Genomic DNA, 21668 nt, shown 5'->3' with positions numbered 1-21668 from the left:
ATTTTAATAAGGGTCTAAAAATTATAATCCAAATATACTAAAAATCATTTTGCGGCGCTTCGGTTTCTTTTCTCGTTCATATGTTGGTTTTGAATCAGGAGTAATATAAATGGGTTCTTCTTTCGTTAGGGCAGCTTCTAATTTTTGAATTCGCTCTAACATTTCCTCCATTTCACGACGGTGTTGTAAAAGTTGGTACGTGACGACATCATTTGCCTTATCTTGCATTTGTTCTTCCATTCGATCAAGTCTTCTCGTAATAGTGTTTAATTGATCAGCTAATTGCTCAAAATCATTGGGTAATATGTTTTGAACAATTGTATTAACTTGAGTTTTTAATTCCTCAACTTCATTTGAGGAAGCCTTTTGAGTAGATTGAGAATTTTGAGATTGCTCTATTTGAAATCGATGGTGTTCTAACATTTGATCGACATCCTCTTGTGTGAAAATAAAGTGGCCATATTTGTTTTTCTCTATCGTAAGATTTAATTGTTGTGCGATCCGGACAACAGCCTTTGGGCTAACACCTAATTTCTTTGCGATAAATGGTGTTTTATATTCCAAAATAATCCCTCCTATATATATCCTGTTGAATGATTTCGAGCTATGAAGTAAGTTCCCTTCTAGTGCGACAAAAGAAGTGTGGAATCGGCAAAGAAAGTGTTTTTTCACGAAATTGAGTTGAGAAGAATAGTTCGTTTAAATAAAAATGTTTTATCGTAACATTTAGAATAATTTGACGAGTGTAAATGAATTAGATTATCATAATGATAAATATCTTTTTTATGTATGCATATAATATATAAAAAGGTGGTTGCTAATGTAGAATTTTGTTAGAGTATTAGAAGGCTTACTTCACTTGAATAAAATTAAGTAGGAGGTGGCTTCCTTGCTTACAAAGTAAGTAAGGAAAAGTATTTGGACATATATAGTATAAGTATAGTGATTGTTTTAATTGCTTTAACGGCATTTTTCGTTGCAGCAGAATTTGCAATTGTTAAAGTGAGAAGTTCACGAATTGACTATTTAATTGCAGAAGGAAATAATCGTGCAACATCGGTCAAAACAGTCATTACAAACTTAGACGAATATTTATCTGCTTGTCAGCTGGGAATTACTGTTACAGCTTTAGGAATTGGGTGGTTTGGTAAACCTGCGTTAAAGCAAATATTTGATACGCTTTTTGCAAATTGGAATATCTCTACTCAACTAGCAGACATTTTTGCTGTAATTTTAGTGTTTTTGTTAATTACTTTTTTACATGTTGTAATAGGTGAATTGGCCCCAAAAACATTTGCAATTCAAAAATCTGAACAAGTGAGTTTACTTGTTTCTAAGCCGTTAATTTTCTTTTATCGTATTGCATTCCCATTCATTTGGCTATTAAATGGTTCAGCTCGAATCATTACGAAGCTGCTAGGGCTGAAACCGCCGAAGGGACATGATGAGGTTCATTCAGAAGAAGAATTACGGTTGTTAGTTTCAGAAAGTTATAAAAATGGTGAGATTAATCAATCTGAATATAAATATGTGAATAAAATTTTTGAATTTGATGATCGCATTGCAAAAGAAATAATGGTACCTCGAACTGAAATGAATATTATAAGTAAAGAGATGCCTGCTGAAGAAGCTTTGCAAAAAATGTCTCGTGAAAAATATACAAGGTATCCAGTTGTTGATGGCGACAAAGACCACGTAATAGGTTTTGTGAATTTTAAAGATATTTTTACTGAATTTGTACAACATAAAGCTGTTAATAAGAAGACAGTAGAGCAATATATGAGACCAATTATTTTAGTTATCGATTCTATTCCAATTCATGATTTGTTTTTAAAAATGCAAAAAGAAAGAACACATATTGCTATATTGATAGATGAATATGGTGGAACATCTGGACTTGTTACTGTTGAAGATATTCTGGAAGAAATTGTTGGAGATATTCAGGATGAGTTTGATACGGATGAGCAGCCAGAAATTCAAAAGGTTAGTGAAACGAAGACGATACTAGAGGGAAAAGTACTTGTTAGTGAAGTGAATATGTTATTTGGTTTAGGGATTGATGATGATGGTGTTGATACAATCGGTGGTTGGATTTTAACGAAGAATATAGAGATTGCTGAAGAGGATTCCATTGAAATTGAAAATTATAAGTTTTGTGTGAAAGAATTAGATGGACATTATATAAAAAGATTAGAAGTTACAAAGATAGTAGAATCGATTGTTATTTTAGAAGATGAAAAACAAATTTCGTTACAAGAGCAAATTAGCTCGTAAACTCTGCTATATAGCAGAGTTTTTTTGAGCATAATGTTTTTTGAGGGATAGGAGCTATGATACAATGACATAAGTCGAACCTTTCACTAGGTGAAGTATTGTTGTATACATATATTTGGAAGGAGAAGAATTATGAAAAAGCATTTATATATAAATGGAGATTGGAAATCTGTAAACACGTATAAACCATTATATGCACCATATTCTGAAGAAACATTAGCGGAAATTGCACAAGGCACGGAAGAAGATGTAAAAGAGGCTGTTACCGCTGCAAAAAATGCAATGACAAAAATGAATACATTATCTGCATATGATCGTGCGACTATTTTAGAGAAAGTTGCACAAAAAATGGATGAAAGAAGAGAAGAATTTGCAGAGATTATTGCAAAAGAAGCTGCAAAACCAATACGTGCTGCAAGGGGAGAAGTAGATCGTACTGTTCAAACATACAAATTTGCAGCTGAAGAAGCGAAGCGTATATATGGTGAGACATTGCCATTAGACGCCGCACCTGGTGCAGATGGGCGTATTGCATATACAATCCGAAAGCCGATTGGGGTTATAGGGGCTATTACACCATTTAATTTCCCATTAAATTTAGTAGCGCATAAAGTTGGACCAGCAATCGCTGCCGGAAATACAGTTGTATTAAAGCCAGCTGATCAAACGCCATTATCATCTTATGCATTAGTTGAGTTATTTGAAGAGGCAGGATTGCCAAATGGAGCTTTAAATATCATTTCTGGTCCTGGCTCCACGGTTGGTGAGGCAATCGTCAAAAATGATTACGTTGCTTCTATTACTTTTACCGGAAGTCCAAAAGTTGGAATCGGAATAAAACAAAAGGCTGGGCTAAAACGAGTTACGTTAGAACTAGGCTCAAATGCTGCTGTTATCATTGATGAAGATGTAGAGTTAACAGATGAAATAATTGAACGTGTAAAATGGGGAGCATTTGTTAATAATGGGCAAGTTTGTATTTCAGTACAACGTGTTTTTGTACATGAAACGAAAATGCATGAATTTCTTTCGAAGCTAAAGAAAGCGATGGAATCAGTTGTTGTTGGTGATCCACTGCTTGAGGAAACGGATGTATCAGCTTTAATTTCAAAAAGAGATGTAGAGCGAATTGATATGTGGGTTCAAGAAGCAATTAAGGAAGGAGCAACTGTTTTATGCGGTGGTAAGAAGCGGGATGCAAGAATTTTTGAACCGACTGTATTAACAAATGTTCCAGATCATGTATCTGTGCAGTGCCAAGAAGTATTCGGTCCACTCATGACAGTAAATACATTTAAAGAATTTGATGAAGCGATTGAACAAGTAAATAATTCGCGTTACGGCTTACAGGCAGGTGTATTCACAAATAATTTATTTAAAGCAATGCGTGCAATTGATGAGCTAGAGGTTGGTGGTGTCATGATTAATGATATCCCAACGTTCAGAGTAGATCATATGCCTTATGGTGGTGTGAAAGAAAGTGGTACGGGGCGTGAAGGAATTAAATATGCAATAGAAGAAATGACAGAAATGAAATTAGTATGTATTAAAAAATAAAATAGAAAAACTTAAAACTTGCACTAAAAAACGAGTAGGAAATGTTTACGATTCCATACTCGTTTTTTACGCTGCTAGTAACTATTTAATTAAGTGTAACTTTTACTTCATTTCTTGTTTGAAAATAGTATCTTCTACATAAATTTGTTCTTTATCTATAGCAGTAGCATGAGTTAATACTAAACCGATGGGTGTTTTTGTATCTTTATTTTGAACAATTGTAAAAGGAACATTTTTTTCGTTTGCTAATTTAATGTATTTTGATAAATGTGGGTAAGCAATGCCACCATTTAGGAGGAGTTGTAATGATTGAGAAGGGCGCATGCTACCCGCCACTTCAGAGTATACATTACTTTGCATTACTTGACCGATCGTTAAAGCGATTTCCACACGCTCACGTAATGTAGTTAAATACATATTACGTTCTTCTGGTTTGTTTTGCTTTTGGCCGTAAATGCCTTCTTGGAGATAATCTTCCACATTTTTATTTACCATATTTTTCACACCTTTCATTTTCTATTGTACGCAAGAATTAAAAATGATGCAAAAAAGTCGTTTTGATTACGGAAATAATGAAAATATGTGAAGGAAAAAGGGGATTTGCATACAATTAGTTAAATAAGAAAGAAAAAATAATTTTATCAACAGAAATTAACAAAATGTGACAAAAATCTATTAACGAATCGTATTTTTTGTGTTAATATTCAAAATATAAAGGGTATTCGTCGTATGGAAATGGAGGGAATGGAGGTTTTTCCAATCGATAAGGATATTAAAGAAATATTTTGTTCACACTTGAAAAACAATAGGCACCAATTCGTAGAGAACTGGAAAAACAAAATGATAATTTCCGAAAAAGATCCATTTAAACTAGAAGTAGTTCAAAATGGAGAGGATTTACTAGAGTTAATTATCGAACTTACTATGGAAGATAAAGATATAAATTATCTTCAACCGTTATGTGAGAAAATTGCTATTGAACGTGCTGGAGCAGATGCGAATATTGGAGATTTTGTTTATAACGCAAACGTGGGAAGAAATGAACTTTTCGAAGCGATGTGTGAATTAGATGTTAGCGCTCGTGAATTGAAACCAATTATGGCAAAAATACATACTTGTTTTGACAAATTAATTTATTATACCGTTTTAAAATACTCGGAAATTATATCGAAGAATTTAGAGGAAAAACAGCAATATATTAACGAAACACATAAAGAAAGACTGACGATTTTAGGACAAATGTCAGCTAGTTTTGTACATGAATTTCGTAATCCGCTTACTTCCATTATGGGGTTTGTCAAATTATTAAAGGCAGATCATCCGAGTTTATCGTATTTAGATATTATTTCGCATGAATTAGATCAATTAAATTTTCGTATTTCGCAATTTTTACTCGTATCAAAAAAAGAAATGTGGAATGAATCGGAACGGTTTTGGCTTAATGACTTGTTTCAAGACATTATACAATTCTTATATCCGAGTTTGGTCAATGCGAATGTTTTGATTGAAAAGAATTTACCGTATCCAATTCCGCTTGTTGGTTATCGGAGTGAAGTGAGACAAGTATTTTTAAACATATTAATGAATTCAATTGATGCTCTTGAATCAATGAAAGAAGAACGAAAAATTATCATTGATGTATTTGAAGAAGATCAAGCTATTCGAATTGTGATAAAAAATAATGGACCAATGATTCCAGCTGAAAATGTAGAAACGATTTTTGAACCATTTGTAACTACTAAAAAGTTAGGAACTGGTATTGGATTATTTGTATGTAAACAAATTGTGGAAAAACATAATGGATCCATTATGTGTCGATCAGATAACGATTGGACAGAATTTCAAATTGCATTTCAAAAATAAACAGTCTACACCAAATGAATGGTGTAGACTGTTTTAATTTGTGAGTATAACGGCTTCTAATTTAGGATCTTTAGTTGAATAACCTACTATTGAAATTGTATAAATAACATTTGGTTCAACATTGAATTTCGGTATAGTCAATAAAATGTTTTTATTATCTGCGAGTGAAATTTCAATATCTGCTGTACCAGGGCTAACTTGCAAAAAATCGGTTATTTGTTTAAAGAGTACATTTTCAAATAAATGATCTCCATCTTTTAAATCTACATTTACAACAGGGGTATCTGGAGAGAAATGTGCAAAGCGTATTTTTGCTTGACCAGCTGGTAAATGTGTATTATCAAGTATAGGTTGTAATTGTAGGTGATTATCACTATTTATTGCAGCAAGAGTATAAGTATGATTTCCCATTATTGGTACCAACGCTGAAAAGATTGGAGTTTCATTTCCGACAGGAACAATATCTATACGGTATTTCCCTTGCACTAATGATAAATAAGGGCTGAATTGCTTAAATGAAATATTTTTAATAACCTTTTGTCCGTTTACTAAAATGTCAACCGCCGGTATATTTGGATCGGCATGAAAAATTCTTATATGTGATGGTAAAGCAGCTTCTTGTGAGTCTCTTGTTTCATACGCCTGTACAAGTTTTGATAGTGCATCGTAATATTTCATATATAATTCTATATATTTTTTAGGGTTACGAAACTGATAGTAACGTGCGAGCTGTTCGTATTGCGTAACTTCTTGTCCATATTTTTCGATTTCAGATTGAGACATGAACATTCCTCCTTTGTCATCATTAAAACTATATGCGAAGCAAGAAAGCGGTTATGCAAAAAAAATGATTTTATAAAGGGAAAATTAAAAAGTGACAACAAATATGTTTTCATAAAGAGGTGCTGGTGCTTACGAGAATTTCACAGAGTAAAGCAGTACATATGACTGTACGAAAGTAAAATAAATGCCAAATTGAAAGTGCATTTCAATTAACATATTGAATACATGTCCAAAAATCGCTAGAAAACTAGGGATTTTTTTAATTATAGGCAAATACACATACAAAGTGATAATTGTCCTACATAAATTATAAAGGAAAGATACTTTGAATCTGAGGAAAGGAGTGCCACTTCGGGATAGGGATATCCCGATAGTAATTGTGAATGAAGTTATGAAAAGGTTTTGTGTTATAGACTGTAGGATGAATTTGTAAACTTCATTTTTCTATTTATTTTAGCAATTGACAGTATTAACCCATAAGAGAGCGTCATGACGAACTGATTAGTGTGGTTAATCGGTTCTTTTTTTATAGTTTAAAAATGAAAAGTTTACATAATGAATAGGAATCTGAATTGATTAGTAAGGTGGGTGTCGAAATTTGTTTTAAAATATGCAATTTAAAGTAGGATAATAGGAAGGAGTTTAACGGGAGTTCCGTCGAAGTGTACAGAATGTCGGTATTTAAGGACAGCTGGCATTATGCTATAAAAACATTTGGTGATGCAGTCATTTCATATAAAAAGGAGGGTCATTTGGGCGTATAGAAAAGGGTTGGTCTTCGGTTTTTTAGTTCTGAATTTTCTGTTTTATAAAATTTTTTAAGCACTCATTTGTATATTTTATAATAGTTTTTTGATAAATTCACTGCTTTTGCAGAGGATTCTTTTTTATGAAAGAAACGTCAATTTTCTTCATATATATATACAAATTGGAGAAATGGGGGAGCGCTATGCGCGATTACTTAATTAAACCACTTGTTGGTCAGCCGTATCCAATGATTTCACATGGAAAAGGTGTTTATTTGTATGATCAAAATGGCAATAAATATTTTGATGGTTCGTCAGGAGCAATTACGGCAGGTATTGGGCATGGCGTAAAGGAGATTGCAGACGTTATTAAAAAGCAAGCTGAGGAGATTGCTTTCGTTTATAGATCACAGTTTACGAGTGAACCAGCTGAAAAATTAGCGAAGAAGTTAAGTGATTTAAGTGTAGGAGATTTGAACTGGAGTTTTTTTGTAAATAGTGGTACGGAAGCGAATGAAACAGCTATGAAAATTGCAATTCAGCATTTTCAAGAGCGAGGTATTCAAGGGAAACATAAAATTTTATCAAGATGGATGAGTTATCACGGTATTACGATGGGTGCTTTATCAATGTCTGGGCATCCACTACGTAGACAACGTTTCGTATCTATTTTGGAAGATTATCCGACTATACCAGCTCCATATTGTTTCAGATGTCCTGTTCAAAAGGTATATCCAACTTGTCAGCTGGCATGTGCGACTGAACTAGAAAGATCAATTGAAAGAATTGGTGCAGAGCATATTGCTGCTTTTATTGCTGAGCCGATTATCGGAGCAGCTGGAGGCGCGGTTGTTCCGCCGAAAGACTATTATAAAGTCATTAAAGAGATTTGTAATCATTACGATATTTTATTTATTGCGGATGAAGTAATGACTGGGCTTGGTCGTACTGGAGCATGGTTTGCGATGGAGCATTGGGGCGTAGAGCCGGATATTATGACACTTGGTAAAGGGTTAGGAGCGGGATATACACCGATGGCAGCGACAGTTGTAAGTGATCGTGTTATGGAACCAATATTACGTGGATCACGTTCAGTAATGAGCGGTCATACGTTAAGTGCAAATCCATTGTCTGCAGCAACGGCTTTAGCTGTTATTGAATATATGGAGAAACATAATCTTCCTGAAAAAACAGCAGAAAAGGGAGAGTATTTAATAAAAGGCTTACAGAAAGTTCAGCAACAATCGACAATCATTGCTGATGTGCGCGGAAAAGGGTTGCTAATCGGAGTAGAATTGCAACCGTTTACAAAAGCGTCAGAGCTTATTTCAGTTGCAGCTAAAAACGGCCTACTTTTATATCAAGCAGTTTCAGGGCAAGCAGGAAAAGAAGATAGTGCACTGCTTGTAGCACCGCCAATGACAACTACATATTCCGAGTTAGATGAATTACTTTCAATTTTCTCTAAAAGTGTGGAAGAGATGATGCAAAAAGGAGGGCATAGTATCGCATGACAACTATTACAAATACATTCGGTAAATTAAAAGAAATTGAGGAAGTAATTTCTTTGTTCCATGATGATATGACATTAATGTTTGGGGGATTTGGAGGGATTGGATCCCCTCCATCTTTAATACAGGCAATTTTAGAAAAAGGCGTTACAAATTTAAATTTGATTGGAAATGACACTGGATTTCCTGATGTAGGTATCGGTCGTCTTGTTACAAATGAAAGAGTTAAATCACTAATTACTTCTCACATTGGCTCCAATCCAAATGCAGGAAGGCAACTAAACGAGGGAAGATTACAAATTGAGTTTTCTCCGCAGGGAACATTAGCAGAGCGCATTCGCGCTGGTGGCGTTGGTCTTGGTGGTGTTTTAGTTGATGTTGGTGTTGATACGATTGTGGAAGAGGGAAAACGAACAGTTGAAATGAATGGTAAGACCTACTTAGTTGAAACAGCATTAACTGCTGAAGTTTCAATTGTATATGCAAAAAAGGCAGATCCGTTTGGTAACCTTGTATTTGACAAAAGTGCACGAAATATGAATCCTCACGTAGCGATGGCTGGGGATATAACAATTGTAGAAGCGGAAGAAATAGTCCCGCTTGGAAGTTTAGATCCAGAGGAAATTGTCGTTCCAGGTGTTTTCGTAAATTATATTGTACCGTCGGAAGGAGTGAACTGGAAATGGGTATGGGCGTAGAAGTGAGGGATAAGATTGCTAGGCGTGCGGCGAAAGAAATACAAAATGGTATGATTGTAAATTTAGGTATTGGCATACCATCGCTTGTACCAAATCATTTGCCTGACGATATAAATGTTATGTTTCATGCCGAAAATGGAATCGTGGGCATGGGACCAACGCCAAGTAAAGGGAATGAAGACGAAAATTTGTGTAATGCAGCAGGTTTACCAACTTCTCTTATAACAGGAGCGAGTTATTTCGATAGCTGCACAGCGTTTGGGATGATTCGAAAAGGTTTGCTAGACATAACGATTCTTGGTTCATTACAAGTAAGTGAAAATGGCGATTTAGCAAACTGGATTGTACCTGGAAAACGTGTTCCAGGTATTGGTGGAGCAATGGATTTAGCACAAAAAGCGAAGCGGGTCGTTGTTGTGATGAATCATGTTGATAAGTACGGAAATGCAAAAATTGTTTCAGAGTGTACATTGCCATTAACTTCAAAGAAATGTGTAGATTTAATTATTACTGATATGGCAGTCATGGAGGTAACTCCGAGTGGACTTATATTACAAGAATTAATGAGCCCATACACAGTAGAAGATGTAAAACGACATACAGAAGCTGATTTTCAAATTAGTTCTAACTTACTAGTAATTGAATGAAGGGAGATGTAATATATGGAGCAATTAAAAAAGCAAGTTTGTGATTATATTGAGAGCCATGAAGAGGAAAGTGTGAAATTTTTAAAACGATTAATTCAAGAAAAGAGCGTATCTGGTGATGAAAGCGGTGCGCAGGCAATTGTGATTGAAAAATTACGTGAATTAGGTTTAGATCTCGATATATGGGAGCCCTCCTTTTCTAAAATGAAAGATCATCCTTATTTTGTATCACCCCGTACAAGTTTTTCAGATAGCCCAAATATTGTAGCAACTTTAAAAGGAAGTGGCGACGGGAAATCTATGATATTAAATGGGCATATTGATGTAGTTCCAGAAGGGGATGTGAATCAGTGGGAACATCACCCTTATAGCGGTGAGAAAATAGGGAATCGTATATATGGCCGTGGAACGACGGATATGAAGGGCGGAAATGTCGCACTTATGCTTGCGATGGAAGCGATCATTGAATCTAGTATTGAATTAAAAGGAGACATCTATTTTCAAAGTGTAATAGAAGAGGAAAGTGGTGGAGCAGGGACATTAGCAACTATATTACGAGGATATAAAGCAGATGGTGTCATTATTCCAGAGCCTACTAATATGAAGTTTTTCCCGAAACAACAAGGTTCCATGTGGTTTCGTCTACGTGTAAAAGGGAAAGCTGCACACGGTGGAACGCGCTATGAAGGGGTTAGTGCAATTGAAAAAAGCATGTTTGTTATAGAACATGTAAGAAAGCTAGAGGAGAAAAGAAATAGTCGAATTACAGATCCGTTATTTAAAGGAATTCCAATTCCAATTCCAATTAACATTGGCAAAATTGAAGGAGGGAGTTGGCCAAGTTCTGTTCCCGATGAATTAATTTTAGAAGGAAGATGCGGTGTTGCGCCGAATGAGACTATAGAGGCGGCAAAAGAAGAGTTTGAGAATTGGATTGTTGAATTAAATGATGTGGACAATTGGTTTGTTGAAAATCCGGTAGAAGTAGAATGGTTTGGAGCGAGATGGGTTCCTGGTGAATTAGAAGAAAATCATGAACTCATTACAACACTTCATCATAACTTTGTTGAAATCGAAGGGAACGAACCAATTATTGAAGCATCTCCGTGGGGGACTGATGGAGGTTTATTTACACAAATTGCAAACGTACCAACAATAGTATTTGGTCCAGGAGAGACGAAAGTAGCACACTATCCAAACGAATATATAGAAGTTGATAAAATGATAGCTGCCGCAAAAATTATTGCATGTACATTACTAGATTGGTGTGAGGTGAAAAAATGAAATACTATGAATCTTTTAGAGAACAGACGAATTGTTATACAGTAGAAGGCGTTTTAGATTATTTTAATAAACGTATCCGGGTAGATCACTATACAGGAAATGTTGAAAGTATTATACAGACAATTGACGAACTAGCAGAGAAACATTCTTTCACTAAATGTATTATTAAAGGAAAGGGAGAGCATGTTTCAACATGGCTCTCTTTCGGTTTTTTGTTGGAAGCAACGATACCTCATTATTTTCAAGGACACGATGCATACTTTTTTGTGAAATATAATAATGATGAAAGACGAAATAGTATGCATTGGACTGAGGAAGATACTATATTAAGCGGTGTAAAAGGAAAAGAAATAAAAGAAAAAGTAGTTCCAGAGAAATTTTTGCTGAGAAAAGCGACTGAAGAAGATGCAGAAGAATTAGCAACTGTCTTCGGAAAAGTATTTGAAGTGTATCCGACGCCTTTAAATGAAGCGAGTTATGTATTACAGACGATGAAAGAAGACGATACAATTTACTACGTGTATGAATTTGAGGGGAAAATTATTAGTACAGCATCTGCAGAAATGAACATAAAGGAAGGAAATGCAGAATTAACGAATTGTGCTACTTTACCTGAATATCGTAAACATGGATTTATGAAAAGTTTACTAATTAAATTAGAGGAAGAGCTTCGAGAAAGATCTATTTTCTGCTCCTATACAATTGCTCGATCGCTTTCTTTCGGAATGAATGCTGCCTTTCATCAATTAGGCTATACGTATACAGGAAGACTGGCGAATAATTGCTACATTTTTGATAAGTTGGAAGATATGAATATATGGGTGAAAGATCTATCTAGTTATTCGAAAGCAGTAAAACTTCCGTCTCAAAATTTGGTTGTAAAGCAAAACAGTTAGGTGGAGCTGGGTGTTCGAAAAGCTGTACTAATTAGAGTTTCGAGTTATCTAATTAAAATATAAAATTGGTCAAAATTATAGAACGGAATCGTCATGCTTACAATCGCACATAGGTGTGCCGAAAATTCGGCATGTAATTGCCGGATTTTCGGCAAGAGGGGGGATGACATTGCTAGCAGTTTCGACACAAGAAGTCATTGAAGCGATTTTGGGCAGTATTGATGAGGCTATACACGCTGTAGATGAAAATGGAATTACAATATTTTATAATTCTGTAGCTGCAAAACACGATGGATCCAAGATTGAAAAAGTGTTAGGGAAACATCTGTTAGAAGCGTTCCCGTCTTTATCAAGGGAAACGAGTACATTGATGAAAGTACTAGATACAAAAAAACCTATCGTACATCAGGTACAACATTATCAAAATTTAAATGGTGAAGATGTTTGTACAGTAAATACGACGTTACCTATTTTTATAGATGGGAATATTGCTGGGGCTGTTGAAATTGCAAAGGATTACTCTACAATTCAAAAACTTACTGACACAATTGTTGACTTACAGTCGAAAATAAAGCGATCATCTAGAAAAAAAGTAATTAAAAAGCACGCTGCATTTGAGACGATAGTGACAAATGATACGCGGTTTAAACAGACGAAAGAGTTAGCACAAAAAGTAGCACCAACAGACGCGAATGTTTTAATATATGGTGAAACAGGAACAGGAAAAGAACTGTTCGTACAAGCAATTCATGAAGCTTCTAAAAGAAAAAACAAGCCATTTATTGCACAAAACTGTGCAGCTTTACCAGAGTCGCTATTAGAAAGTTTATTGTTTGGAACGACAAAAGGAAGCTATACGGGAGCGATTGAAAGAGCTGGGCTATTTGAACTTGTTGATGGTGGTACATTATTTTTAGATGAACTGAATTCAATGCCTCTTGATTTGCAGGCAAAAATGTTACGAGTGTTAGAAGATGGAGTCATTAGAAGAATTGGTGATAATAAGACGAGAAAAGTAGATGTTCGTGTTATTACCGCAATGAACCAGCCTCCAGAAATATGTTTACGAGAGAATAAAATTCGCACTGATTTATATTATCGCTTAAACGTATTTTCATTATATATCCCACCGCTTCGTGAAAGAACTGAGGATGTACTATTATTAGCATCTTATTTTTTGAAAGAATATAATAAAAGTTATAAAAAAGGTGTACTTCAAATTGATGAGGAAGCGAAAGATAGACTGCAAGCTTATCAGTGGCCTGGAAATGTCCGGGAGTTAAAACATACGATTGAACATGCTGTTATTATTGCAGAAGGGAATACATTAACAGCCAATTGTTTACCACGTACATTTCGGAAAGAGAAGTTTTCGAAGAAGAAGGGTATAATGCCACTTAGAGAAGCACTTCATCAAACAGAAAAAGAATTAATAGATCAAGCGTTGATTGAAACGGAAGGGAATATATTACAAGCCGCAAAAATGTTGGGTATCCCTCGTCAAACGCTTCAATATAAACTGAGCAAGTACGACAAAACCGCCGAATAATCGGCGGTTTTTGTGTGTTTGCACGAATAAAAGAGCGTTTACATATATAAAAAGTAATGAATATGATGTTAAGTATTGATTTCATACAACGCTTAAAAATATTTTTTTGCTTATGTAATAGGGTTCTCCGCACATTTACTTATCAACAATGTAAAGTTGGCATAACTATTGCTTATATAAAGGATGAGCGTATAAAAAGGGGGAATAGCAATGTTACATGATGTATACAAACCAAATCGTCACTGGAAGGATATCGAATTATGGAAAGATGTTACTGAAGAGCAATGGAATGATTGGGTTTGGCAATTAACGAATACGATCAAAACGTTAGATGACTTAAGAAAAGTGATTAACTTAACACCTGAAGAAGAAGAGGGCGTTAAAATTTCAACGAAAACGATCCCGTTAAACATTACACCGTACTATGCTTGGCTAATGAATCCTGATGATCCACGCTGTCCGATTCGGATGCAATCAGTACCGATTTCGGAAGAGTTATATAAAACAAAATATGATTTAGAAGACCCACTTCACGAAGACGAAGATTCACCAGTTCCAGGGCTAACACATCGTTATCCGGACCGTGTACTATTCTTAGTAACAAATCAATGTTCTATGTATTGTCGTTACTGTACACGTCGTCGTTTTAGTGGACAAATTGGAATGGGTGTACCGAAGAAACAATTAGATGATGCAATTGCTTATATTCGTGAAACGCCACAAGTACGAGATGTATTAATCTCCGGTGGTGACGGACTTCTAATTAACGATAAAATTTTAGAATATGTATTAAAAAATTTACGAGAGATTCCGCATGTTGAGATTATTCGTATCGGAACGAGAGCACCAGTAGTATTCCCACAACGTATTACAGAAAACTTATGTAACATTATTAAAAAATACCATCCAGTATGGTTAAATACACATTTCAATACATCTATTGAAATTACTGAAGAATCGAAAAAGGCATGTGAAATGTTAGCGAATGCTGGTGTTCCAGTCGGAAACCAAGCAGTAATTTTAGCTGGTATTAACGACAGCGTTCCAATTATGAAAAAACTTATGCATGACTTAGTAAAAATCCGTGTACGTCCATACTACATTTATCAATGTGACTTATCTGAAGGTATCGGTCACTTCCGTGCACCAGTATCTAAAGGTCTTGAAATTATTGAAGGTTTACGTGGACACACATCTGGTTATGCTGTTCCGACATTCGTTGTTGATGCGCCAGGCGGAGGCGGTAAAATTGCACTTCAACCAAACTATTTAATCTCACAAAGTGCAGATAAAGTTGTACTTCGTAACTTTGAAGGTGTTATTACGACGTATCCAGAGCCAGAGAGCTATATTCCAGGAAGAGCGGAAGGATACTTTAAAGAGATTTATCCGAACTACGAAGAAAAACGTTCAGATGTTGGTATCGCAGGTCTTATGAGCGATAAGAAATTTAACCTCGTTCCAGACGACTTACAGCGTATGAACCGTCGTAAAGACTACGAAGATAATGATACTCATGCATCTTTAAAAGATAAACGTGATAAGCGCGATCAATTAAAAGATAAAAAATATCAAGCACAAATGGCTAAGTTAGAAGAAAACGACAAAAAAACTGAGGGTGATGCAGTATGAATTGTATGTGGTGTGACAGTACAGAAGCGAAAGAAAGCTTGAATACTGTATATTGGGAATTACCAGATGGTACGAAAGCCATTGAAATCCAAGAGACACCATGTATTTCTTGTTCCTCGTGTGGGATGGACTATCAATCAGACCATACAGTAAAAGAAATTGAAGATCAATTATTCTTAATTTACACGAAAGATTTACCAAAACAACTAACATATGAAGAATTAATGGGAAGACCGCGTCTATTAAAAAGAAATTATTTCGACTTTTAACCAGCTTTTATGCTGGTTTTTTTCTTTTTTGCCTTGTATAATGTACCCAAGTTAGAAAGGTAGGGAATATTTTTGAAAAAGACATTTTACCATTATATGATGAAGCATCGTGCAGCTTTATTTAGAAATGAAATTTCAGATTTAGCAGAGGCGATGTATGATGATTTAAGTTTTCCGAAGCAATCTGAAGACTATGATGAAATTAGTTCATACTTAGAGTTGAGCGGAGTGCTAGAAAGTATGTCTATATTTGATGAAGCCTGGGATCTATACATACAAGATAGATAAAAACTATTTGAAAACATACAGAATACATTACTTTGTTTAAAGTGAAGTATTCTGTATGTTTTTTTATTATGAAATTTGTTGATTTGAAGCTAGTCTAGTTACTAGCTTTTGTTTGAGTGTAATGTAAATTTTATAAGATTATATTTTTTATTGAAAAAATTTATGAATATAAGCTTCTGTGATAAGCGTTTTTATGTAGGTTGCATATACTGATATCAAAATCACGACGTCAAAAAAAGGAGAGATAGAGATGGCAAGAAAAAAACAACCTAAATACAACGTAGGGGACATAGTCGTGATTACGCTATATGGAACCGTTGGGAAAATCACAAATATGAAGGTTTTAGATGGAGTTTATGTATACGAAGTCAATAATCACGATGGATTTTACGTAGAGCAAACATTGCAGCACGTTACAGAGCAAGATATGAAAAAGGGCGATACGGAGTGGATTGAATTAAATTATAATTTCACGTTTGGTGATCTTGTGCAAGTAACTGGATATGATAAAGATGTTTTCCGTATTGTTGGTTTTCGTACAGAAGTATGGAGATATAAGAATGACGCATGGGAAGATACAATTTATGAATTGTCACGGATTACGGATGGTGAATGGTTAGAAGCGGATGAATCAGATTTAACGTTACTCGCCAATGCTCAAACGGCAAATGCAATTTTGAAGAAAATGAAACAAGATAAAGCAGGTATGAATAAATTGGATTTAGGTAAGTTAAAGTCAATTAACAACTCGAAAAAAGTGAGTGTTAAGACGAATCGTCAAGAAATCATTGATGGATTACTTGATATTTATAACGATTATCAATTATTGTTCGATACATTTAAAGATGAAGAATATAAAATTGTAATGGATGTTGTTCATAATTATTTAGTTAAATTGACAGAGAAAAAATAGTTAACTAGAAAGAGAGAATAAATTGAACAACAACATATGCAGTATAAGGTATGCCTACAACTATTAAAAAAATAAAAAGCCACTTTATAAGAGAGTCTGCCCATTGATCTTCATGCATGAACTCTTCTTTTGTTTGTCCTACTTCATATTGATTTTCCATTATTATTTCCCCCTTTGAATAGCTTGTACTACAATCGTATGCATCTCGTCCAAAGCTTATGACCTATAAAAAAATAAAATCTATTTTTCTAATCTCATATACATAATTTTGAGATTTTTTCATAAAACAGAAATAAAGGAGTGATGCTCATGAAGGAAATTGAAGTCGTGATTGATACGGAAGAGATTGCGGAGTTTTTTTATGAGCAACTAATTGAAAGAGGGTACGTCCCAAAACGAGAAGAAATTGAAGATCTCGCAGATATTACATTTGAGTATTTATTAGAGAAATGCATGATTGATGAAGTTTTTGATGAAGAGGATGAATGAAAGTAACGACGGGCATAACTCGTCGTTTTTTACTCTTTACAAACCTGTCACAAATATAGTCAATAATTATTGATATAATGAAAAGGAAATTTTACTCAAGAGGTGAAGGAATGTTCAAAAAAATTATTGATTCTTTATTAGGAAAGAAAAAATATCGTTCGTATTCAAGTAGTGATTATCGTCGTAGAGGGCGCTCGTATTCAAGTAGCGATTATAAACGACGTTCATCTGGTTATGGACATCAACATTATAAAAGAAAACGTAAAAGCCGTAGCTTCTTTTCAAGTAGCTGATGAAATGGCGTCGTGTACTAGCATTATTTGATAGACCACTGCGAAAAAATACAATTGTTGCAGAGCGTTATAAAATTGAATCAGTAATTGGAATGGGCAGTTATGGGGTTACATATGTCGTTAATGATTTACAAATAAATAGATATAAAGTCTTAAAACAATTAAGACAAAGTAAACAAAGATATGAGTCTGGTAGAAAATCATTTGAACAAGAGAAAATGATTTTACAAACATTAAATTATCATGCAATTCCTAGTCTATATGATCATTTCATATGGGAGAAAAAGAGCTTCTTTGTGATGGAGTACATGCCTGGTAAAAATTTTGAAGATTATATTTTCATAGATGGGTATGTATATACAGAACGTGAAGTTTTTGAGATTTTATATGAAATATTAGAAATTGTATCGGTGTTTCATAGTGAAGGCATTATTCACCGAGATTTACGCATTCCAAACATATTAATGAAAGAAAATCAAATTAGTATTATTGATTTTGGATTAGCTAAATGGAAAGGTGAGGATGATGAGCGAGCTACAACTTACGAAGGTGAACAAGCTTTGATGCGAGAAGTTCAATTTCGTAGCGACTTTTATGCGCTCGGTCATTTCTCATTATTTTTATTATATGCAGGATATGAATCTAATGAAAAACAGGAAAAACCATGGTACGAAGAATTAACTTTGGAAAATTATAATCGCGAAATGCTTATGCGAATGTTACAAATAAAAACGCCGTACTATGAGAATGTACAAGATTTAAAACAAGATGTAGCTTCTGCTTTAGAAAGGATGGAGACTCCATGTTTCAAAAGTTTTTAGCAAGCGTTGGTATTGGAAGTGCAAAGGTAGATACTGTTCTTGAAAAAGATGAGTATATTGTTGGGGAAGAAATAGTTGGAAAGGTTCATATAACTGGAGGTTCAGTTAGCCAACAAATTGAAAGCATTTACTTAACATTATCGACGTCGTATGTACGAGAAGTGGATGATAAAAAAGTAACAGCAACATATGATTTAGAGCGAGTACGCTTAACCGAACCTTTTTCTGTAGAACCAAATGAAACAGTTGACATTCCATTTTCTTTTCCAATGCCAATTGAAGCACCACTTACACTTGGTATGAAAACGGTTTGGATTCATACAGGTCTTGATATTAAACGTAGTATAGACCCAAGTGACCGCGACTACGTTCAAGTGTTACCTAATGCATTATTAAGTAGTGTTTTAGATAGTGTAAATGAATTAGGGTTTAAAGCACGTCATATAGAATGTGAAGAATTACCGCATCAATTACGTAAACAAGTTCCATTCGCACAAGAATTTGAGTTTATTCCGGTTTCTGGAGAGTACTACGGCAGATTAGATGAATTAGAATTATTAATTTTGCCACGTGCATACGACCGATTAGAAATAATTATGGAAGTAGATAGAAAATCACGTGGATTAGCTGGTTTATTCGCTGAGGCACTTGATCTTGATGAGAAGGTTATTCGCTTCACTGTAACAAGAGAAGATATCCCTGAGATGAAGCAAAAAATTAATAATTATATTTTTTAATAAACTATGCATAAAAAAGAAATGGAGAGGAAAACTAAAACAACCGCTCCATTTTTTTGCATAGTGAGGTTATGTATGTGAAACGATATCGACATTTATACTTGCTAAGTTTTACGTTACTCATTTGTTTTGTCGTATTATCACTTTCGTATCATACCGCTTGTATTGAGAACTTTGACAATATAGTCGCACATTTTATTCAAAGCTTTCGAAACGATTATTTGACGACCTATTTTACTTGGGTGTCTTTTATCGGTTCCAAAAGAATATATTTTCCATTACTCATTATTCTTGTAATGTATTTTCTCGTTAGAAAAAAGTTGCTTAGTGCGTTGCTTCTAACAATTAATTACTACGGATCTCGTTATTTAAACAGTATGCTTAAACTATGGTACGAACGAGCAAGACCTGATGTCACGCAGCTTGTTACTGCAACTGGATATAGTTTTCCGAGCGGTCATACGATGAATGCTACTGCTTTTTTAGGATTTATTGCATACGTCACAATTACTGAAGAGCGTATTTCGTTGCATAAAAAATTGTTAATTATTCTTATAGCAAGCTTTGTTGTATTATCTATTTCAGTTAGCCGAATATATCTTGGCGTGCACTATCCATCTGACATATTAGCAGGATGGGCAGCTGGTGGTAGCTGGCTCGTTTTATGTGTTATATTCCATAAAACGTTCATAAAAAAAGAACCTATGTCATAATAGGTTCTTTTTTCATTGGCTCAACATGAATGTGTGCATGGTAAATTCCAAACTTTTTGCGAAGCATAGCTTCGATGTTGTCGGTAATACAGTGACTTTCTCCAACATCCATGCGAGCATCTACTTCAATTGTAATATCAACGTACGTTTGATTCCCGTACATACGTGCTCGAATATCTACAATGTTTTCCACACCGCCAATATGCTCAATAGCATCAGCGTATTCTTCCATTTTATCAGGATCAATTCCATCTGTAAGCATATGAGAAGATTCTACGAAAATCTCCCATGCAGTTTTACAAATAATAAGACCGACAATTAAAGCGGCAATAGGGTCTAAAATAGGCATTTGGAACTGAGAACCGACAATACCTACTACAGTACCAATACTTACGAGCGCATCTGATAAATTATCCTTTGCAGCGGCTTCTAATGATTTACTTTTTGTTCGTGCTGCAATTTTTTTCGTATACAAATACACGCAATACATAACGACAGCAGAAAATAAAGCAACCCATGCAGCGAGTACATTGGGCGCTGCTTGTTTCGGATTTAAGAAAGATTGAATGGCACTAATAACAACTTCTAATCCGACTGTTGCCATAATGAAGGACGCAACAAGTGATGCGATTTGTTCGGCCCGCGAATGCCCATACGGATGATCTGGGTCACGAGGTTTACGAGATATTTTTAGACCAATTAATATCGCTAAAGAAGCACCGATATCCGTTAAGTTATTTAAACCGTCAGCACGTAATGCGCTAGAGAGGGTAATATAACTGATGATGATTTTCATAGAGGATAAAAATATGTAGGCCATAATGCTGACAATAGCGCCTTTATCAGCTTCTTTATGAGAAAGAGTATCCATTTTAATCACTCACCTTTCTTTAAAGGAATTTCTTTCTATAAATAGAGTATCAAACGAAAGTCGTGTGGGTCTATACAAACATTGTTGACGTTTTATAGCTTTTTAAGAAGGGGATAACAAAGTTTCGTGAAGGAAAAATATGTTGAAAAGTACAAAGTCAGGGTGTAAACCTAATTAGAGTCTATTTACTAAAGAGATAGGAGGGGAGATGGATCAAGAAACGAATACTTTTCTTACTACATATTATTCTTATCATGACAAGGTGTAATTCATTAAACGAGGAAAAACGTCAAAAGATAATTATGAAAACAGATGAAAGCCCTCTGGAAAATATTTTCCAGAGGGCTTTCATCTTAGTATGCTTCTAAAAACTCAGTAACTTGCTCTTCTGTTTTTGCGTTAGCACTATGTAAGTGGCCTAGCTTCTCACCGTTTTGGTATACAAGTAAACTTGGAATACCCATGACTTGATACTCTTCAGCGATACTTGGAAACTCATCTTTATTAATAGAATACCATTCAAATTTATTGAACTCTTCCATTACATCTCCGATAAAGTTGTCCATACGTACGCAATCTGGGCACCATGTAGTAAAGAACTTAACAACTACTGGCTCCTCGCTTGCGATGATGTCTTTGAATTCTTGTTCTGTTTTAATTTCTTTCATAAGTAAAACTCCTTTCAATATCACACGAATTTATATGCAAAATTCGCATTTGCAAACATGTTGCAAACTTATTATTTGTTTTTTAGTTTTGTAGTTCGTTCACACTTATAAAATTGTATGTAACATGGCTGCGCTACTAAGTGTGAAAATAACGGAACCTCACTTT

24 protein-coding genes are annotated in these 21668 nt (G+C 34.7%); 18 read left to right on the top strand and 6 right to left on the bottom strand.

Features of this window, described 5'->3' with window-relative positions:
• Positions 1-21: 21 nt before the first annotated feature.
• A complete protein-coding gene (gene racA, locus AU379_RS12635; RefSeq protein WP_000456021.1) occupies positions 22-564 on the bottom strand; it encodes a chromosome-anchoring protein RacA in 543 nt (180 codons plus the stop codon).
• Positions 565-918: 354 nt separating this feature from the next.
• On the opposite strand from racA, the gene AU379_RS12630 reads away from it, so the two are divergent.
• On the top strand, positions 919-2274 hold the full coding sequence (locus AU379_RS12630) for a hemolysin family protein (RefSeq protein ID WP_061139334.1): 1356 nt from the start codon (positions 919-921) through the stop codon (positions 2272-2274).
• Positions 2275-2406: 132 nt separating this feature from the next.
• Positions 2407-3831, top strand: coding sequence for an aldehyde dehydrogenase family protein (locus tag AU379_RS12625; RefSeq protein ID WP_000716459.1), 1425 nt, complete (start codon positions 2407-2409; stop codon positions 3829-3831).
• Positions 3832-3933: 102 nt separating this feature from the next.
• Here the strand turns inward: AU379_RS12625 and AU379_RS12620 are convergent, their stop codons facing one another.
• Positions 3934-4326 (bottom strand): YueI family protein, encoded by a 393-nt coding sequence (locus tag AU379_RS12620; RefSeq protein ID WP_061139333.1) that lies wholly within the window; start codon positions 4324-4326, stop codon positions 3934-3936.
• 234 nt (positions 4327-4560) lie between these two features.
• Between AU379_RS12620 and AU379_RS12615 the strand changes: the two genes are divergently transcribed.
• Positions 4561-5694 (top strand): BA2291 family sporulation histidine kinase, encoded by a 1134-nt coding sequence (locus AU379_RS12615; protein ID WP_000425086.1) that lies wholly within the window; start codon positions 4561-4563, stop codon positions 5692-5694.
• A 33-nt stretch (positions 5695-5727) separates the two neighbouring features.
• Here the strand turns inward: AU379_RS12615 and AU379_RS12610 are convergent, their stop codons facing one another.
• Positions 5728-6477, bottom strand: a complete 750-nt coding sequence (locus tag AU379_RS12610) for a DUF4397 domain-containing protein (RefSeq protein ID WP_030025541.1) — start codon at positions 6475-6477, stop codon at positions 5728-5730.
• A 949-nt stretch (positions 6478-7426) separates the two neighbouring features.
• Between AU379_RS12610 and AU379_RS12605 the strand changes: the two genes are divergently transcribed.
• From AU379_RS12605 to AU379_RS12560, 10 genes are all read left to right on the top strand, one after another.
• Positions 7427-8737, top strand: coding sequence for an aspartate aminotransferase family protein (locus AU379_RS12605; protein WP_001205884.1), 1311 nt, complete (start codon positions 7427-7429; stop codon positions 8735-8737).
• Positions 8734-9432, top strand: a complete 699-nt coding sequence (atoD, locus tag AU379_RS12600; protein ID WP_000208107.1) for an acetate CoA-transferase subunit alpha — start codon at positions 8734-8736, stop codon at positions 9430-9432. The genes AU379_RS12605 and atoD overlap by 4 nt, the downstream gene beginning before the upstream one ends.
• Positions 9417-10079 (top strand): CoA transferase subunit B, encoded by a 663-nt coding sequence (locus tag AU379_RS12595; RefSeq protein WP_000525278.1) that lies wholly within the window; start codon positions 9417-9419, stop codon positions 10077-10079. The genes atoD and AU379_RS12595 overlap by 16 nt, the downstream gene beginning before the upstream one ends.
• A 15-nt stretch (positions 10080-10094) precedes the next feature.
• Positions 10095-11363, top strand: a complete 1269-nt coding sequence (locus tag AU379_RS12590; RefSeq protein WP_000436691.1) for a peptidase — start codon at positions 10095-10097, stop codon at positions 11361-11363.
• Positions 11360-12259 carry a putative beta-lysine N-acetyltransferase gene (ablB, locus tag AU379_RS12585; protein ID WP_000878603.1) on the top strand — a complete coding sequence of 300 codons (900 nt, stop codon included), beginning with the start codon at positions 11360-11362 and terminating at the stop codon, positions 12257-12259. Before AU379_RS12590 ends, ablB begins: the two co-directional genes overlap by 4 nt.
• 163 nt (positions 12260-12422) lie before the next feature.
• Positions 12423-13808 (top strand): arginine utilization transcriptional regulator RocR, encoded by a 1386-nt coding sequence (gene rocR / locus AU379_RS12580; RefSeq protein WP_011110073.1) that lies wholly within the window; start codon positions 12423-12425, stop codon positions 13806-13808.
• Between the two features lie 210 nt (positions 13809-14018).
• Positions 14019-15440, top strand: a complete 1422-nt coding sequence (ablA, locus tag AU379_RS12575) for a lysine 2,3-aminomutase (protein ID WP_000902142.1) — start codon at positions 14019-14021, stop codon at positions 15438-15440.
• Entirely contained in the window at positions 15437-15709 is a 273-nt protein-coding gene (locus AU379_RS12570) for a YokU family protein (protein ID WP_000995763.1), read from the top strand. Before ablA ends, AU379_RS12570 begins: the two co-directional genes overlap by 4 nt.
• A 72-nt stretch (positions 15710-15781) precedes the next feature.
• Positions 15782-15997 (top strand): YozE family protein, encoded by a 216-nt coding sequence (locus tag AU379_RS12565; protein ID WP_000750720.1) that lies wholly within the window; start codon positions 15782-15784, stop codon positions 15995-15997.
• 250 nt (positions 15998-16247) lie between these two features.
• Positions 16248-16910: a hypothetical protein gene (locus AU379_RS12560; RefSeq protein ID WP_000101499.1), complete on the top strand. Its 663-nt coding sequence runs from the start codon at positions 16248-16250 to the stop codon at positions 16908-16910.
• Positions 16911-16914: 4 nt separating this feature from the next.
• Here AU379_RS12560 and AU379_RS29110 read toward each other — a convergent pair whose 3' ends face one another.
• The gene (locus tag AU379_RS29110) at positions 16915-17070 is read right to left on the bottom strand and encodes a DUF3930 family protein (RefSeq protein WP_000431486.1); all 156 of its coding nucleotides are present in this window, start codon (positions 17068-17070) and stop codon (positions 16915-16917) included.
• Positions 17071-17219: 149 nt separating this feature from the next.
• Here AU379_RS29110 and AU379_RS12555 point away from each other — a divergent pair, with 149 nt between their 5' ends.
• The 5 genes from AU379_RS12555 to AU379_RS12535 all read left to right on the top strand — a co-directional run bounded on the left by AU379_RS12555 (position 17220) and on the right by AU379_RS12535 (position 19963).
• Entirely contained in the window at positions 17220-17399 is a 180-nt protein-coding gene (locus tag AU379_RS12555) for a YozD family protein (RefSeq protein ID WP_000658451.1), read from the top strand.
• A 110-nt stretch (positions 17400-17509) separates the two neighbouring features.
• Positions 17510-17692: a hypothetical protein gene (locus tag AU379_RS12550; RefSeq protein ID WP_000473371.1), complete on the top strand. Its 183-nt coding sequence runs from the start codon at positions 17510-17512 to the stop codon at positions 17690-17692.
• Positions 17692-18513 (top strand): protein kinase, encoded by an 822-nt coding sequence (locus AU379_RS12545; RefSeq protein ID WP_000872067.1) that lies wholly within the window; start codon positions 17692-17694, stop codon positions 18511-18513. The genes AU379_RS12550 and AU379_RS12545 overlap by 1 nt, the downstream gene beginning before the upstream one ends.
• Positions 18495-19250, top strand: coding sequence for a sporulation protein (locus AU379_RS12540; RefSeq protein WP_061139332.1), 756 nt, complete (start codon positions 18495-18497; stop codon positions 19248-19250). Before AU379_RS12545 ends, AU379_RS12540 begins: the two co-directional genes overlap by 19 nt.
• A 77-nt stretch (positions 19251-19327) precedes the next feature.
• Positions 19328-19963: a phosphatase PAP2 family protein gene (locus AU379_RS12535; RefSeq protein ID WP_000833370.1), complete on the top strand. Its 636-nt coding sequence runs from the start codon at positions 19328-19330 to the stop codon at positions 19961-19963.
• Here the strand turns inward: AU379_RS12535 and AU379_RS12530 are convergent.
• Both AU379_RS12530 and AU379_RS12525 read right to left on the bottom strand, forming a co-directional pair.
• The gene (locus AU379_RS12530) at positions 19953-20834 is read right to left on the bottom strand and encodes a cation diffusion facilitator family transporter (RefSeq protein ID WP_000380385.1); all 882 of its coding nucleotides are present in this window, start codon (positions 20832-20834) and stop codon (positions 19953-19955) included. The two genes, AU379_RS12535 and AU379_RS12530, sit on opposite strands and share 11 nt — an antisense overlap.
• 353 nt (positions 20835-21187) lie before the next feature.
• Positions 21188-21502, bottom strand: coding sequence for a thioredoxin family protein (locus tag AU379_RS12525; protein ID WP_000658787.1), 315 nt, complete (start codon positions 21500-21502; stop codon positions 21188-21190).
• Between the last annotated feature and the right edge of the window lie 166 nt (positions 21503-21668).

This window comes from Bacillus sp. JH7 (assembly GCF_001563515.1).
Taxonomy (GTDB): Bacteria; Bacillota; Bacilli; order Bacillales; family Bacillaceae_G; genus Bacillus_A; species Bacillus_A cereus.
The sequence above is the reverse complement of the archived record's forward strand: the minus strand, read 5'-3'. Positions and strand labels throughout refer to the sequence as shown.